General features: G+C 45.0%; 15 protein-coding genes. 13 read left to right on the top strand and 2 right to left on the bottom strand.

From position 1 onward, the window contains the following. Nucleotides 1-184: 184 nt before the first annotated feature. The 4 genes from MHH93_RS13600 (at nucleotide 185) to MHH93_RS13615 (ending at nucleotide 3,144) form a co-directional block, all read left to right on the top strand. Complete coding sequence (locus tag MHH93_RS13600; protein ID WP_500054443.1) at nucleotides 185-814, top strand: 50S ribosomal protein L25; 630 nt, start codon at nucleotides 185-187, stop codon at nucleotides 812-814. A 159-nt stretch (nucleotides 815-973) separates the two neighbouring features. After that, nucleotides 974-1,495, top strand: a complete 522-nt coding sequence (locus MHH93_RS13605; protein WP_500054444.1) for a hypothetical protein — start codon at nucleotides 974-976, stop codon at nucleotides 1,493-1,495. Nucleotides 1,496-1,767: 272 nt separating this feature from the next. Further along, complete coding sequence (locus tag MHH93_RS13610) at nucleotides 1,768-2,748, top strand: helix-turn-helix transcriptional regulator (RefSeq protein WP_500054445.1); 981 nt, start codon at nucleotides 1,768-1,770, stop codon at nucleotides 2,746-2,748. A gap of 33 nt (nucleotides 2,749-2,781) precedes the next feature. Continuing rightward, a complete protein-coding gene (locus MHH93_RS13615) occupies nucleotides 2,782-3,144 on the top strand; it encodes an HIRAN domain-containing protein (protein ID WP_500054446.1) in 363 nt (120 codons plus the stop codon). A 54-nt stretch (nucleotides 3,145-3,198) separates the two neighbouring features. Here the strand turns inward: MHH93_RS13615 and MHH93_RS13620 are convergent, their stop codons facing one another. Then, nucleotides 3,199-4,302 carry a glycosyltransferase family 4 protein gene (locus MHH93_RS13620; protein WP_500054447.1) on the bottom strand — a complete coding sequence of 368 codons (1,104 nt, stop codon included), beginning with the start codon at nucleotides 4,300-4,302 and terminating at the stop codon, nucleotides 3,199-3,201. Between the two features lie 216 nt (nucleotides 4,303-4,518). On the opposite strand from MHH93_RS13620, the gene MHH93_RS13625 reads away from it, so the two are divergent. The 6 genes from MHH93_RS13625 (at nucleotide 4,519) to msrA (ending at nucleotide 10,611) form a co-directional block, all read left to right on the top strand. Continuing rightward, nucleotides 4,519-4,830: a DUF3817 domain-containing protein gene (locus MHH93_RS13625; protein ID WP_500054448.1), complete on the top strand. Its 312-nt coding sequence runs from the start codon at nucleotides 4,519-4,521 to the stop codon at nucleotides 4,828-4,830. 277 nt (nucleotides 4,831-5,107) lie between these two features. Further along, nucleotides 5,108-5,926 (top strand): TerC family protein, encoded by an 819-nt coding sequence (locus tag MHH93_RS13630; RefSeq protein ID WP_500054712.1) that lies wholly within the window; start codon nucleotides 5,108-5,110, stop codon nucleotides 5,924-5,926. A gap of 501 nt (nucleotides 5,927-6,427) precedes the next feature. Continuing rightward, entirely contained in the window at nucleotides 6,428-7,891 is a 1,464-nt protein-coding gene (locus tag MHH93_RS13635) for an RtcB family protein (protein WP_500054449.1), read from the top strand. Beyond that, nucleotides 7,891-9,195 carry an ATP-binding protein gene (locus MHH93_RS13640; RefSeq protein ID WP_500054450.1) on the top strand — a complete coding sequence of 435 codons (1,305 nt, stop codon included), beginning with the start codon at nucleotides 7,891-7,893 and terminating at the stop codon, nucleotides 9,193-9,195. The genes MHH93_RS13635 and MHH93_RS13640 overlap by 1 nt, the downstream gene beginning before the upstream one ends. Before the next feature lie 307 nt (nucleotides 9,196-9,502). After that, complete coding sequence (locus tag MHH93_RS13645) at nucleotides 9,503-9,760, top strand: GlsB/YeaQ/YmgE family stress response membrane protein (protein WP_062835823.1); 258 nt, start codon at nucleotides 9,503-9,505, stop codon at nucleotides 9,758-9,760. 335 nt (nucleotides 9,761-10,095) lie between these two features. Further along, the gene (gene msrA, locus MHH93_RS13650) at nucleotides 10,096-10,611 is read left to right on the top strand and encodes a peptide-methionine (S)-S-oxide reductase MsrA (RefSeq protein WP_500054451.1); all 516 of its coding nucleotides are present in this window, start codon (nucleotides 10,096-10,098) and stop codon (nucleotides 10,609-10,611) included. Between the two features lie 123 nt (nucleotides 10,612-10,734). Here the strand turns inward: msrA and MHH93_RS13655 are convergent, their stop codons facing one another. Continuing rightward, nucleotides 10,735-12,006, bottom strand: coding sequence for a hypothetical protein (locus MHH93_RS13655; protein WP_500054452.1), 1,272 nt, complete (start codon nucleotides 12,004-12,006; stop codon nucleotides 10,735-10,737). Nucleotides 12,007-12,269: 263 nt separating this feature from the next. On the opposite strand from MHH93_RS13655, the gene MHH93_RS13660 reads away from it, so the two are divergent. From MHH93_RS13660 to MHH93_RS13670, 3 genes are all read left to right on the top strand, one after another. After that, the gene (locus tag MHH93_RS13660) at nucleotides 12,270-12,866 is read left to right on the top strand and encodes a restriction endonuclease (RefSeq protein WP_500054453.1); all 597 of its coding nucleotides are present in this window, start codon (nucleotides 12,270-12,272) and stop codon (nucleotides 12,864-12,866) included. Nucleotides 12,867-12,986: 120 nt separating this feature from the next. After that, nucleotides 12,987-13,214: a ribosome rescue factor BrfA gene (gene brfA / locus MHH93_RS13665; protein ID WP_500054454.1), complete on the top strand. Its 228-nt coding sequence runs from the start codon at nucleotides 12,987-12,989 to the stop codon at nucleotides 13,212-13,214. Nucleotides 13,215-13,329: 115 nt separating this feature from the next. Continuing rightward, a complete protein-coding gene (locus tag MHH93_RS13670) occupies nucleotides 13,330-14,577 on the top strand; it encodes a DNA glycosylase AlkZ-like family protein (RefSeq protein ID WP_500054455.1) in 1,248 nt (415 codons plus the stop codon). Nucleotides 14,578-14,642 lie beyond the last annotated feature (65 nt).

Here is a 14,642-nt window from a genome sequence, read left to right on the forward strand (position 1 = left end):
GTCTCGCTTGCCATAAAATAAAGAAATGTCCTGTATCGTGTTTTAGATCCTTAATCATTGGGGTAAATATAGATATGGCCCACGATTCGGCCAGAGAAAAAAAGACCATTATGGTCTACGAGAGAAGCCTTAGCGCTTTCCAACAAATATAATGTAGTGATCCCTTGAAGGAGGATGTTCAATCATGAAATCCAACGGAAAAATGGCTCAACTTACAGCAACGCCAAGAACTGAAAAGAAAGGTGCAGCATTGCGCCTGTTAAGACAAGGTGGACGAGTTCCGGCTGTCGTTTACGGCCCGGGACAAGAAGGTGCCTCCATACATGTAGATGAAAAGGAAATGCTGAGAGTGGCACGCACAGGCCGCTCCGAAATGTTCAACCTGAATGTTGAGGGTGGTAAAACGATTCCCGTACTGATCAAGGATCAGCAAGAGCGTAACGGACGTTTGCTGCACGTAGACTTTTTGCAAATCTCCAAGAACAAACCAATCAGCGTAAGTGTATCGATCGACTTCCAGGGTACAGCAGCCGGTTCAAAAGCCGGTGGTGTATTCCAAACACAAGAAACACAATTGGAAGTAGAGGGGTTGCCGGCGGATCTGCCAACTTCGATTGAGGTTGATGTGAGCGGATTAGATATTGGTGATCGCTTGACTGCTGCGGATATCAAACTGGATAAAGGTCTGACACTGATTACATCACCTGAATCCATCATCGCTTCCGTTATGCCGCCACAAGCAGCTGAGGAAGAACCAACGGCTTCTGCTGAGGAAGCTGAACCAGCAACTGAAGAAAAAGCTGCAGAAGAATAAGCCAAGCTCAAGGATCTCATCAGATCCTATGCTTAGCCTGAGCCCAGTCCTAGGACTGGGCTTTTTATTATTTCCAGGACAAGAGATTGTTGCTAGTCGCATGAAGAATGAGAATGTACTACAATACATGTTAAAGGACGAGAAAGTAGGTTTAATGCAATGTTTGATCCAACGGTGTATGACAATTTGAAAATCGGGTTTGAGAACTATCTCTATGATATGGATAACCTGGATGAACGTATTCAGATAACGGGGCGCAAAGATCGGCTGGAGATGGCTGTGATGTCCAGAGAGTTCACATTACAATTCTGTCTCAGAGATCGCCCGGAAGTAACAGGAGAGGTTCTATTAAGCAGTTCCCTGGAGGAACTTGCAGCGGAGATACTGGAGACGCCTGGTGCGCATCCAGGCTGCCGTTTGGAACTGCGGTTTGGTATGGTTGTGAAGGAGCCTGAGAAGAAGTGTCCGGCTATTCTTCAACTATTACAGAAGAGCTGGCCTGAGCAGAGGATATCCCAGAACATCCGATATATCTTTGATGAACAGCCAATAACATATAACGTCACGGCTCACGTTTATTTTGATCGCACTGTGACTGAAGACCAGATGGGGGATATTGCTGAACTCTGTGAGTATATGGCAAATGTGATGGATCAATTATTAAAGTTACATAACCAGTAATTCCAAGTAAAGCCTTGTCTCCTCGTTGAGATCAGGGCTTTTTTTGTATTATTTTTAGAAAATTGTATAGGCTTTCAGGCTTAGGTTTAAAGGATTTTGGGTTAATATTTTACGCAAGCAAGTAAGAGAATGTATATTAATAGGGGGTAAGAGTGCAATTGGACTATACAAAAACGGTGAAATTGCGAAAATAACATTGGGACTAAAGATTTAGTTCTGTACTAAAGGAACTAGTTTTCCTTGCCGATAAAATATCGAAGGGGAGAAACTACATGACAGAGAAATTAATTCGTCTGCTGCGTATACTTCAGGCTATACAAGCAAATCCTGGAATTTCGGCCAAGGAGTTGGCGCTGAAATGCGGTACGACTGTACGCACGATTTATCGTGATCTCCGGATTTTGGATAGGGTGGCCCCGATTATGAATGAAGGATACGGCAAGGGTTACCGATTTATTGGTGAGTTTGCGATGTATCCATTAGATTTTACTGAACAGGAAGCCATGGTCTTCTCCATGCTTCCGTCTGTAGTTGATACCTCCAAGTTACCTGCTGAGTTCGATTCAGCTTTTGACAAGGTCATGTCAGCTCATACCAAATTAAAATCAAGAAACAGTGACATTGTAGAGAATATTGCGGGAATTATTCGTATGGGCACGCCAGCTTATCGTGAAGAAGGAAAAGACCCTAATTTGCTGATTCCCATCATCGAAGCTATTCTAAGCCAGCAAACCATTCGTACTCAATATCATACGCTGACAAGAAATGAGATCACAGTACGCGATATCGATCCTTATTATCTCATTCCACGTGATCAACGTTTTTATTTGATTGGATATTGTCATTTGCTGCAAAAAGTTCGATTGTTTCGAATCAGCCGTTTTTTGGATGTGACACGAACTAATGCTGGTTTCGACAAGGGTGATTTCAACATAACCCAGTACATGAAGAATACATGGTCTATTGACCGTGGTGACGAACATATCCATTTCAAGGTAAGATTTTCTGAGAAAGTGGCCCCCTACATAAAGGAAGAAGAAATGTTTGTTCGCCCGCGAATGACGAATATGTCGGATGGGGGCTTGTTATTTGAAGTGACACTGAATAGCAGCCGAGAATTTTTGAAATGGCTGTATCAATTTGGGCCCGAGGCAGAGGTACTTGAACCTCCTGAGTTTCGTATAGAGATACGCAGGCAACTTGTCGAGTGGTTGGAACATTATGAAACCGATATACCTTTGTTAAAATTTTAATCATGGAGAAATACCGGAAAAGGAGCAGGTAATATGAGCACCAAATTATTCGCAGCTATGTATGGGATGAACCATTTCCATGGCGTGCAAGCTTTACATGTAGGAGATACCGTGTATCTCGTCAAAGATCCAGATAATCGCTTGGATCATCAAGCGATTAAGGTTGTTATTCCACCGATTGGGGCCGTAGGATATATCGTTAATGATCCACTTGTCGTACCGCATGGATGTTGGACCGGAACGGCATTCTACGATGTATTTCATCAACTAACATGTGCCAAAGTACGATTCATGATGAGAGATATGGTTATTATGGAGTTGATTGAGATGAGCCACATTCCTGTTCCACATATGGATTCTTTGATTAAGGGATGGCAATTTCGCGAAAAAGCTTGATGTTCTGATATCTTTTTCATTTTGTCCCAATGATCATTATGACGAGAAAAAGGCTCATTGACGGATGAGCCTGGTATAGGTGGCTTCCAGATGTATGGCTGTTCTGGCCCAACTAAAATATGCCCTTGCATTGTCTCGGCCAGCCTTCCCTAACATCTCGGCAAAAGTGGGATTACTTGCAAGTTTGTACAGACAAGAGGCAAAACGTTGGGGATGTTGATAAGAGGTGACAAGGTATCCATTGATACCTGATTCAATAATCTCACGAATACCTCCGTTATCAGAAGCAATGACGGGTAAGCCTGAAGCCATCGCCTCCACATTAACCAGGCCAAAAGCTTCATGTTCTTGAGATGGACAGACCAGACAATCGACAGCCCGATACAACTGATCGATATGCTCATGGTTTATCTGACCACGGAAGGAAACATGGACTTTTAGCTTATGGGCAAGTTCGCGAAGTTTACGCATGTAATAGGGAGGTCCTTTGCCTGCAACAACCAGTTGAACAGGCATCTGTCCCTGAAGGATGGCTGTGGCACGAATTAATACGTCTACACCTTTTCCAGGGATAAGCCTGCCGACATACAGAATGGAGAACGGTTTAGTTATTCCAAATTGTGTACGCAGATGAACCTGTTCTTCGCTGGATTCAACAGGCCTGAACCGGCTTAGATCTGCACCCAAGGGTACAACACTCATCCGGCGTTTCACCAACGGAAATCTGCGACCTAGCCTTTGTTTCAGGGAGTGGCTGTTAACGGCAATCCAATCCGCCTTTTTCATCAATGTGAGTCTGGCAGGTCCGGGCTGGGCAAACGTTAACGAGTGAAGATAGAGTACAACGGGAGTTCGTGGAAATGCTCGTTTGATGGTCGCCATACTTCGTGGTCTGTTATCGACTTGAATTACATCGAAAGGTTGTTTGGATAACAGACGTATGACTGCTTTGGTATACCTGTCAGGACTCGATGCAGGAACACGTTGGATGGTGATCCCATCGATCTGTTCTGTGGTGGCGAGCCCTTCCATTTGACGACTTATAATGGTCACCTGATGGCGGTGTGCAAGTTCACGAGCGATCCCCAGTATACAGATTTCCACGGAACCGTTGCCTGGCAAAGGTAATTTTTCGGGTGCAACCATAGCAATTTTCATTAAAAGGCTCCTCCTTGTCCGACATCTGTAACAATCTTCGTCATATATCTTATGAGAAGCTGAGGCATTTGGCTCCTGCAAAAAGGTAAATGAACAACCCATATGAGCGTGCAGGAATAATCTGCTGCATGGAATGAAGCGGAGATGTTGGGCTTTTGTGATATACTGTACGGGAACAATTGAATTCGTTACATGTATAGAAGCAGGAGGAAAATAATGTTACATTCTATGCTGGGGCGCTTCCGGCTGATGTTGTGGTTGCAGGGGATTTCGTACGTGTTGTTATTGTTTGTTGCTTTTCCGTTGAGAGACGCCGGGGTTATGCCGCAGGCTGTCACGTGGGCTGGAAACTTGTACGGTTTTTTGTTTTTAATGTACTTGTTATTTATGGTGAGTCTGTACACCTCACAGAAGTGGCGTCTACGCCGTCCGATTACTCTGTTCTTCGTTTCTTTCATTCCACTGGGGAATATGATCTACGATATTGTCGTATTCCGTAAGCTGTACCGTCAACTAAATAAAGCTTGACTTTATTTAATATTATGAAATATGATGAGTACAGGTTAAACAACCCGTTCCAACTAAAACTACATATTCCTGTTAAAGGGGAGTAGCTTTTACAGTAAAGTCGTCAATTCGGGATTATATCCCCGGCTTTATTGGCAGCAAATTTGTTGTTAGCGAGACCTTTACCAAGTTTTCATGCTCGGTAAAGGTCTCTTTTTGTGGATATAAAAGGACCTTACCAGCGATGGTAAAGGTCCTTTTTTTTGTACATCATAAGGTTATTAAGGAGGAGTCAATGTTGGAAGTTTCATTGTTATTAGAATATGGGTGGGTGCTGGCTGTCTTAGTTGTTCTTGAAGGATTACTTGCAGCGGATAATGCATTAGTACTCGCAATTATGGTTAAACATTTACCTGAAGAAAAGCGCAAAAAGGCGTTGTTCTATGGTCTGATGGGTGCTTTTATTTTCCGATTAGGTTCGTTATTCCTGATCTCTTTCCTCGTCGATGTATGGCAGGTACAAGCGATTGGTGCCCTGTATCTCCTGTACATTTCGATTAACCACATCGTTAAAAAGGTATTGGGTAGTCGCAATAAGACAGATGAAGCAGCTGATTCAACGCCTAAGAAACCAAAAAAACAATCCGGTTTCTGGATGACCGTGTTCAAGGTTGAAGTAGCGGATATCGCTTTTGCAGTCGATTCTATTCTGGCAGCTGTTGCGTTGGCCGTGGCGTTGCCACCAAGTGGATTGCCTGCAATTGGAGGACTTGACGGTGGACAGTTTATCGTTATCTTCCTCGGTGGATTCATCGGGCTTGTGATCATGCGTTTTGCAGCCTCATACTTTGTAAAATTGCTTCATTCCCGTCCAGGGCTTGAAGTTGCGGCTTTTGTGATCGTAGGTTGGGTAGGGGTTAAACTGGCAGTTATTACACTTGCACACCCTTCATTGGGTGTTCTGGATGAGCATTTCCCGGAAAATAAAATTTGGAAATTCGGATTCTATATTGTCCTGATCACTATCGCGGTATGTGGTTGGTTCCTGTCTTCCAAAGTTCCTGAAAAAGAAGATGAAAATCCGGTTGAAGAGTTGGAAAAACAAGCAGGAGTGTAATAACCATGTTACGCTAACTACATTATTATTAGCTGCAAAACAGGAGGCTGTCTCAGGACAGCCTCCTGTTTTTGTGTACATATGAAACACACGCCAAGTCTCATTTTCCAAGAAAAGGGTTGACACATGAATTTCAGTCCCTTTAATATAAGACTTAACATTAATGAAGGGAGGCCGAAAGACATGATGCTTGGTTATGATTTGAATCAAAAAGTGCGCACGCTAAATACAACTGCATATCAGGCTCATCGTCTCATTGGCCTCATACGGTCGACATAGGGGATAGGCATATCGTTTAGCGGGTTTATAATCGATATGCGTTCTTCGCTTATATTATAGCGATGGATGACAGACACACAGCATGTTTATGCCGTTCTGTTCTCCGTTATTGTCATTCAGTAGAAGTCATGGGCGACTAGCCTATGGCTTTTTTTAGTTTTATATTACAGATGAATCAGCAAACCGAATTTGCTGAACGTACAGGAAGGAATAAACATTTTTATGAATACAGAATTTAATTTATTTGCCAATCCCAATGAAATCACAGGTGCCTACCGGCATGAAGTGAAATTGCCTGCAGGGGACCTGACCGTATATGCTGCGCAACAACTCTTTTCCTCGCTCGATTACAAAGTATTCGAAATGGCGAACAACAATCTGCAGATTCCGGGAATCTCTTACATGAGTTACACACCTGACGTGCATGTCGGTGTAGGTACCTGTATTGGAACAACAGCCGTGTGGGATGCGCAGAGCGGATACGTATCTCCCTCCATCGTGGGCAGTGATATTGGCTGTGGCATGCGAGTGCATATGACGAACTTGCACAAAGACGAATTGAAGGATATCAAGCTTCGCCGCAAACTCGTTAAGGCTATTGAGAAAGTATTGCCCATGGAGGCGAACCAGCGAGGTCATTACTCGGATATCAGACTGGAGCACATTGTTCGTAAAGGGCTGCATGGGTTACCCAAAAAGTATATTCCGGACAGCTATACACCGAAAAAATCAACCTCGATGACACATGTGGAAAGCAGCAAGTTCAGTTACGATGAGGATGTGTTAAACCACATTCCAGATATGACATGGCATCGTTCGCATCGGCAGCTAGGAACACTGGGTGGCGGGAATCATTTTGCCGAGATCCAGGCGATTGAGATTGCTGAAGAGAATCGTGAAATTGCCGAAGCTTGGGGATTGTATGATGGACAGATCGTGGTCATGATTCATTCCGGCTCTCGTGCATGGGGTGGTTATGTAAGTCAGATGAGTTCGTCAGCAATTGCCAAAGTTATGCAGCGGCTTAACCTGGGAACATCTGATCCCAGACTGGTATTTGCTCCATTGGAGCATGCGGAAGGTCGTCATTATGTGAACATGATGTATTCTGCATTGAATTATGCGGTTGTCAATCGGCACCTGATTGCGTATGCTATTCGCGAAGCATTCCGCGATGTGTTTGGCTCCAAATGTGAATTCCGTACGTTATACGATCTGATGCACAACTATGCCTGGGAAGAGTCTCACGCAGACCAGGGTTCCGTTTTTGTACATCGAAAAGGAGCGACACGTGCGTTGCCGGCAGGTCACCCGGACAATCCAAAGCCTTATCTGGCAACAGGACATCCGGCACTTATTCCGGGGTCCATGGGGACTGCTTCATATATCATGGTAGGTCAGCCACAGGGTGCTGATAATTATTATTCAATATGTCATGGTGCGGGTCGCATTCGTTCACGGACGGCAACGAAACGACTGGTTTCCGTGGAGGATTTTGCTACGGCACTGGGTGTGGGTACAGAAGATGAGATTGTGGTAAACCAACGCTCACTTGAATCCATTATTGATGAATCACCTCAGGCTTATAAAAATGTAGATGAAATTATAGACAGTGTTACCGGCGCAGGCCTGGCTCAAGTTGTAGCCAAATGCAAACCGCTTGCAGCGGTGAAGGGAGCGAAATAATGACAGTAAACGAAAAACAAACCGATCCAACCCAGGCAATCTACACCTATGACGAACAACATGATACCCGAATTCGAGTGGAAGGGTACGCCATCTATTCAAGGCTGATCCGTGGAATCAGTGAGGCACTCCATCAGCGCTATGGCATTGAATACAAGCTGTATGCCAGTTCTGACCCGAACAATGAATACTGGGAGTTACTCCGGGAAGATTTGCAGAATGGCAGTGCCGAAGTGGAGTTGGTAGCCCGCATATTCGAGGATCTGGAGCTTCAGACATTGCATTATGACGATGATGGCGATGTGCCCACGTATGGTGTGCATTACTCCATTCGCAACAACGTATTTGCCTATCCGAAGTGGGGCGTAGCACTTGTGCGGGTTCCATTTTTCCGAGAGAACGGAATTTACAGTGAGGACTTTGTCTTTGCCGTTGGTGATGAGGAGATGAAGCAGTTTCTGGGAAGTGTCCGGGAACGGGAACGTCAGCAAAATATGAAAAAAGTGACGGTATACACCGATGCCCGAAATGGCAGCGATCGACATGTTGAATCCATTACTCGTTCCGTGGGAAGAGAGGATGTTGTTCTCTCAGCACAGATCAAGCAGGATATTTTCCGCTCGCTGGATCAGTTCTTCGAAGCAGATCGCTCCTTCTACAGAGATTATGACATCCCGTACAAACGGGGAATTCTCTTGTATGGGCATCCCGGAAACGGAAAGACTACGTTGGTGAAATCCATTGCGGGAAGTATTCCTGGACCGGCTGCGTATTGGCAGATAACGGAGTATACCAACAGTGAATCGGTGCGTGAAGTATTCGAGGCTGCCAAGCGGCTCGCACCAATGGTACTGATCATTGAAGACATCGATTCGATGCCGGATGAAGTCCGTTCCTTTTTCCTGAATACACTGGATGGAGCTACGTCGAAAGAAGGCATTTTCCTGATCGGGACAACGAATTATCCGGAGAAAATAGACCCTGGCCTCATGAACCGTGCTGGACGGTTTGACCGGGCTTACGAAATTCCGTTGCCTGATGAGGCGCTGCGCCTGCAATATTTGCGTCAACGGGGCTTTACTGTATTCGCGGGTGAAGAGGGCGCGGTCGAAGCTGCTCGCCTGACCGACACGTTCTCTCTTGCACAGCTAGGTGAATTGTATGTGAGTGCGGCACTGGAATGGCATCAGAATGGACAGACCGACATTGTGAAAGTCATTCAGTCCATGCGTGGCGAGCTGGACAAGAGCCACAAACATACTTGGCTGGCGCAGCCAGGTAAGGGCCGTGCAGGCTTTTATTGATCAGACTTAACCCATCAATTCTATACTATGACGCAATTTTATAAATAATCCTACCTCAATTGGTGATACTAACCTTGTCTGCTCTAACATACAATGACTTTCGGGAGGTACATAACGCAGCCCTGAGCTGGTGAGATGCCGGAAAGTAACGTGATCTGTTTCATACTGGGCCACGGCCTATTTTACAGAGTAGAACGCATTGGACAAACGGTAATATGCAAAAATTTTTATGCCAATTGTTTAAATGCTTCTGTAGCGGTTAATAGTAGACAGACAACAACAAAAACTTTAATTAGAGGTGAATGATATGGGTTGGTTATGGTCATTAATTATCGGTGGTATCATTGGATGGTTGGCAGGTTTGATCGTTGGTCGTGACATCCCAGGTGGTGTTATTGGCAACATCATTGCGGGTTTCATCGGTGGATGGTTAGGTGGAGTAATCTTGGGCGATATGGGTCCTGAGATGGGCGGATTCCACATTGTACCTGCATTGATTGGTGCGATCGTACTTGTAGCGATTGTAAGCTTGATCTTCCGTTCGATGGGACGTAGTCGCGGGTAACCAGTTTCAAGATAAATTCTTGAACAAGTTGTCAGCCAAAATGAATCACCAATGAAGAGGTTGATTGAGAGCCATAACGATGGCTTTCAATCAACCTCTTGTTGTTTTAGAATATATGAAGATATGCGTATCAGCTATCTATATAAATTGAACTAACATTTACACGAGAACGTAGAGGACAGAAATAACCTGAAGAAGCGTAGTGTTCGCCTTTATCACCAGATTTCCCCTTGTAAAGCCAAATAAAAAATCTGGGGATAACAGCGATCGGAAGGTTGTTCTGTCATCGGAGTGGCAAGTGTAAAAGGTAGTTTAGATAAGAAGGGATGAACGGAATGGAAAAGGCTACATTCGCCGGCGGATGTTTCTGGTGTATGGTTACACCGTTTGAAGAACAACCGGGCATTCATGGCATTATATCGGGTTATGCTGGCGGTCACGTCGAGAATCCAACCTATGAGCAAGTCAAAACCGGAGAGACCGGTCATGTCGAAGTGGTTGAAATTACATTTGATCCGGATGTATTCCCTTATGAACGACTGCTGGAGCTGTACTGGCCTCAGATTGATCCGACGGATGACGGAGGTCAATTCCAGGATCGGGGGACGCAGTATCGTACGGCGATTTTTGTGCATAATGAACGTCAACGTGAGCTTGCTGAACAGTCCAAGCAGGAACTGGCAGCCAGCGGACGATTCAGTCAACCGATTGTTACGGAAATTCGTGATGCAGCTGTGTTCTATCCGGCTGAAGACTATCACCAGGATTACCACAAGAAAAACGAGAAACACTATAAGGAAGACCGTGCATTATCCGGACGGGACGAATTTATTGAAGAGAATTGGAAATAGGATAATTCTATCCTGACATGCAATAAGCCGTGCGAGCTCCTTATGGAACTCGCACGGCTTATTATTGAATCTAGATATTAGTTTGGATCACGAACATACGATAACTAGCCAGTAAAACTCTTTTTATTTTGCAACATTGGACTTCAATACATACTTGGACAATGTCTCATCGTTCATGGAATAGATGACGTCATCCACATAGGTGGAGACACCTTCTAATGAAGGAACTGTAGCACTGGTCGTGTAGATATGCACGTCTTCCAGCGTCTGCGGATCAAGAATGTATCCTGTTTTGGCAAAATCCAGCTGGTACTGACCATCCTGTGTCTGGTCAACATGCATCAATGCAGGCTGTGCGTCCTTGAACGTACGCTCAGTAACTTTGCCTTTCATCGTGTACAGTTCCAACTTCTGCCCTGTAAGGATCGTATAGCCGTTGCCAGCCGTTTGGATGTAGGCATCACCAGCAATGGCACGTCCCCAAGCAAGCTTGCCATCGGTGCCAAAGCCCATCAGTCGGTTACCCGTGTTCTCAAAATTGGCACGCATAATAATGGAACCATCGTCCAGAATAGCCAGCGATTCACCGCCGCCATCTCCCAGTGTATTGGCATTGGAAGGAAATTGATAGAAGGACAGACGATTCAACGTACGATCATAGATCTCCACCTTGGGGTTCGCAGCTTGCTGCCAGAAGTTGCCTACCTTGGTTTGTTTACTGGCATCCACTACAATTCGATCATAATCAGCCTTGAGCACGTTGCCGTTAATGGTCTTTTCGGTAATCAATTTGCCCTTTTTGTCATATAACGAGATGGCTGAGCGAATGGAACCATTCGATTGTACACCCTGACTTGAAGCAACCATCAGTGTATCGTTATCCAATAGGGATATGCTTGCAGGTGAATTCACCGTTTTGATCCAGTTGGTTTTACCGGATGTATTGAATGAGTACAATTTTTTGGTTTTGTCCGAATATTCCATATACACATATGCTGTACCGTTGCTGGCATATACCGAATCGGAGTATGTGGTGTAAGGACCGCTTTTCTCATGGAATATCGTATTCCACTTCAATTGCCCAGTTGTAGCATCGAATGCTTGGAGAGAGTCCAATTGCCAGTCCAGTGTAGTTTTGCTGCTTGTTTTCGTTACGGGCTGGGAGGCATGTACATATACAAGATTTTTGGAGGGCACGGCATGGATTCCCTTGATCAGGACATCTTTCTCAGTATTAGCCTCAGAGAGCATCAGGGAAGATGACGTCCACGCCGGTTTGGGCATGGATTCGGGTGAAGCGGCGGCGTAACTCGTTGTATTCATGGTGAAGAGGAGCATGCCGCTAAGAACGAGGGCAGCCCATGTTTTGGACTTGTGTTTGGTCAATGTATGCAAGTGATAAACCACCTTTCTTCTTCGGTTCAAAAAGGGAACCGATTGTTGAATTTTACCATTGATGACATATTGAATTCAACCGAACGCACTGTAACCTTTTATCATTGGTTTGTCGAAATAACCGTGTTTGGAGAAGTATAACGGTTACAGGGAATTCATCTTCTTTCGATGAAGGTGGAAGTTTGATATATTTAGTGCGGTGATAAGCCATATCTGCGTAAGAAGTTGGATAGAACAAAGGAAATGAAACAAGGAGAATAACTATGAACTGGAGTGAAAATGTGACCCAATGGGTCATTGGATGTATCATCATATTGTTGCTGCTGGCCTGGATTATTCGGCGTGTTATCGGGCGCGGGCAGCGGATCCGAAGTGAAGCCAATCCCAGGAAGATTACGATAAAGGACATCGACAAGATGGAGGATGGTTCTGAATTTGAACTATATCTTTATCATCTATTCGAAGAACTCGGGTACGATGAGGTTCATAAAACGACGAGCAGCCGGGATTTCGGTGCGGATCTTGTATTTGTGGATCGACTCGGCAGACGAAGTGTTGTGCAAGCGAAGCGATATGGTGCAAACCATCCCGTAGGGTTAAGTGCCGTGCAGGAAATCTATACGTCCATGCGTTATTATGAAGCTGACCGGTCGATTGTATTAACTTCCGCCCGTTACACGGAAGCCTGTCGGACGCTTGCAGCGGTTAATGGAGTGAAACTGCTGGACAGGGAAGACCTGATGGAATTAATTCTGTTATTCAAAGCCAGAAGACTGGAAGAAGCATTGGAACTGATCGAAGAAGATGATCATGAACCAATCGAGACGTGGCAGTCCCGGCGAAAGCGGCAATCTCGCTAAGTTACTCGGTGGAAGCCTTCTTAAATATGTATATGCCCATTCCAGTAGAAAGCACCTTCACGTGCGTAGCTACACATGATATATTGAGTGTATATCAACCAAAGGAGTGTGTAATCCATTATGGCACGTACACAAACACAAAAAGCATTACGCAAAGCAGAGCGATCAGGTCAATGGTGCTCGGAACAGAGCCGAAGAGTTAACGGAAATTATGGTGCGTTATCCCAGCATGTACGGCTTATGCCTACGAAGCAGGAAAAATTGCAAAAGGTCAAACACAAGAAGCAGATCATCCAGGATGGTGATGCTTCTTTTTATTTTGTCTATGAGAAACGGATTGCTGGATAAGGAAGACGGTAGAATTCTTTCTTTGGTTGGAAAGTAATCATGTGGACTGTTAAAATCAATCTTATAAGTTGGACTATAATTCTTGTATATTCAATGAAGGGAAGAACCTATACATATGACAACAGCGCTGCGCATGAATAAAAAAATCGTTCGGCGTTTTTTGCTGCAAACACAAGCTTTACTGGAACGTTGGCCCGCAGTTTCCTTACCATCGGGTCCCAATCAAGTTTTGAGTTTGATTCGTTCCCTTGGTTGCGTGCAGATCGATCCTGTGGCTGCTGTAACCGGAAACCAGCATCTGGTGCTGGGTGCTCGTGACCCGGGTTATACGGCTGACAGCTTAAATGCGCTGCTGAGTGATCATAAGGTGTTTGAATATTTTGCAAATGCTGCCTGTGTCATTCCAATCGAGGATTATGCTCTCTTTGAACCTGTGCGTGCCCGATTAAGGGAGCGTCTGGCTCCATCCTTACAAGGTCTGGAGCAAACAGTGCAGCATGTGTTACAGCGTTTGAAGGAGGAAGGACCTTTACCTTCAAGAGCCTTCCGTGCTGTTGAACGGGTAAGTGGTTATTGGGACAGTGCAGATGTGCCAAAGACGAAGGATACCACACTTGCTCTGAATCTACTGTTAGACTCTGCTGTGATTTGTGTGGTGGCGAGGCAGGGAAATGAACGTTATTTTCATATTACCGAATCCGGATTGCAGCAACAGGGAGTTCCGATAAAAGAAGATATAGATGTGTTGGCCCAGAGGCAGGCTCTGCTGGATAAATACATTCATGCGTATCGCGTCGTAGATGCCCGTGATCCCCGTCTGGGTTGGCTAAAATCTACAGCGGCTGAACGACGCGCCGATATGGCTGCCCGTGTGTCAGATGGGAGAATGATCCCGCTTAAGGTGGAGGATGTGGCGACGCCTTATTATATTCGAGCTGAAGATGAGGATATGTTATTGCACATGGAGAGGGAAGAGCCACACTATGATCCATCAGGCCCGGTACGTTTCCTGCCGCCACTGGACAACCTGTTATGGAGAAGAGAACGGATTGTCGATTTATTCGATTTTCATTATAAATGGGAGATCTATACGCCAGAGGTGAAAAGAACATACGGTTATTATGCCATGCCGATTCTTCACGGTGATCGGTTGATTGGACGCATGGACCCGCGACTTGATCGCAAAACTGGAGTACTTACCGTTCGTTTGTTATCAATGGAAGAGACTGCTCCACCTGTGGAGGAATGGATTACGGATTTTCGGGATGGGCTTCAATTCTTTGCCTCCATGCATGGAGCGCGTTCTATCACTATTGAGAAGACGGTACCGAAAGAGCTGAAAAAAAAGCTTAAATTGATTTGATTAGGGGATATACATGAAAGCATGAAGAGGTACAAAAACTGGAATGGATTAAGGGAATGGAAATG

The sequence above is a fragment of the Priestia sp. FSL H7-0729 genome, from assembly GCF_038005685.1.
Classification (GTDB): domain Bacteria; phylum Bacillota; class Bacilli; order Paenibacillales; family Paenibacillaceae; genus Paenibacillus.

What these genes read in the sequence shown, in the direction of transcription:
- MHH93_RS13600 (WP_500054443.1), top strand. Translation starts at nt 185, where the DNA reads ATGAAATCCAACGGAAAAATGGCTCAACTTACAGCAACGCCAAGAACT.
- MHH93_RS13605 (WP_500054444.1), top strand. Translation starts at nt 974, where the DNA reads ATGTTTGATCCAACGGTGTATGACAATTTGAAAATCGGGTTTGAGAAC.
- MHH93_RS13610 (WP_500054445.1), top strand. Translation starts at nt 1,768, where the DNA reads ATGACAGAGAAATTAATTCGTCTGCTGCGTATACTTCAGGCTATACAA.
- MHH93_RS13615 (WP_500054446.1), top strand. Translation starts at nt 2,782, where the DNA reads ATGAGCACCAAATTATTCGCAGCTATGTATGGGATGAACCATTTCCAT.
- MHH93_RS13620 (WP_500054447.1), bottom strand. Translation starts at nt 4,302, where the DNA reads ATGAAAATTGCTATGGTTGCACCCGAAAAATTACCTTTGCCAGGCAAC.
- MHH93_RS13625 (WP_500054448.1), top strand. Translation starts at nt 4,519, where the DNA reads ATGTTACATTCTATGCTGGGGCGCTTCCGGCTGATGTTGTGGTTGCAG.
- MHH93_RS13635 (WP_500054449.1), top strand. Translation starts at nt 6,428, where the DNA reads ATGAATACAGAATTTAATTTATTTGCCAATCCCAATGAAATCACAGGT.
- MHH93_RS13640 (WP_500054450.1), top strand. Translation starts at nt 7,891, where the DNA reads ATGACAGTAAACGAAAAACAAACCGATCCAACCCAGGCAATCTACACC.
- MHH93_RS13645 (WP_062835823.1), top strand. Translation starts at nt 9,503, where the DNA reads ATGGGTTGGTTATGGTCATTAATTATCGGTGGTATCATTGGATGGTTG.
- msrA (WP_500054451.1), top strand. Translation starts at nt 10,096, where the DNA reads ATGGAAAAGGCTACATTCGCCGGCGGATGTTTCTGGTGTATGGTTACA.
- MHH93_RS13660 (WP_500054453.1), top strand. Translation starts at nt 12,270, where the DNA reads ATGAACTGGAGTGAAAATGTGACCCAATGGGTCATTGGATGTATCATC.
- brfA (WP_500054454.1), top strand. Translation starts at nt 12,987, where the DNA reads ATGGCACGTACACAAACACAAAAAGCATTACGCAAAGCAGAGCGATCA.
- MHH93_RS13670 (WP_500054455.1), top strand. Translation starts at nt 13,330, where the DNA reads ATGACAACAGCGCTGCGCATGAATAAAAAAATCGTTCGGCGTTTTTTG.